This is a genomic window from Kitasatospora sp. NPDC056446 (assembly GCF_042796115.1).
Lineage (GTDB): Bacteria > Actinomycetota > Actinomycetes > Streptomycetales > Streptomycetaceae > Kitasatospora.
In genome coordinates this window covers 1-385 of sequence record NZ_JBHTRF010000179.1, presented here as the reverse complement: position 1 = coordinate 385, position 385 = coordinate 1, and the positions used below count along the sequence as shown (strand labels likewise).

1 protein-coding gene is annotated in these 385 nt (G+C 64.4%); it reads left to right on the top strand.

What is annotated here, in order from left to right:
* Positions 1–31 precede the first annotated feature (31 nt).
* On the top strand, positions 32–385 hold a 354-nt coding region (locus tag ACFQ6N_RS40360), incomplete at its 3' end, for a hypothetical protein (protein ID WP_380659135.1).

Genomic DNA, 385 nt, shown 5'->3' with positions numbered 1-385 from the left:
CGACCAGCCTGCCTACGACGAGGCTGGCGTGATGTCCCTGGCGGATCAGATCATCGCCATGGGTCCCGGCGGGGCAGCTGGTTTGCAGCCCACCGACGTTCGCTCCTTCGAAATGATGACTGCGGGCCTGTCGCCGGAAGACAGGGAGCGCGCTCGCCGGATCAATCTGGGGCTGGATGGCCGCCAATCGTCTGCTGCTATCGGCTATCAGAAGGTCAAGGGGCCCGACGGTATTGAGCGACTGGTGGCAGTAGACCCACGGCAGATCGGCGCCCAGGTGGTTGGCGATGGCGCGGGCTATGGTTCGTTCTCGCAACCGGCTCCGATGGCTGCTGGCAGTGGCGGGAATCACTATGCGGCATTCAGCCAGCTGGCAACCGAGTTC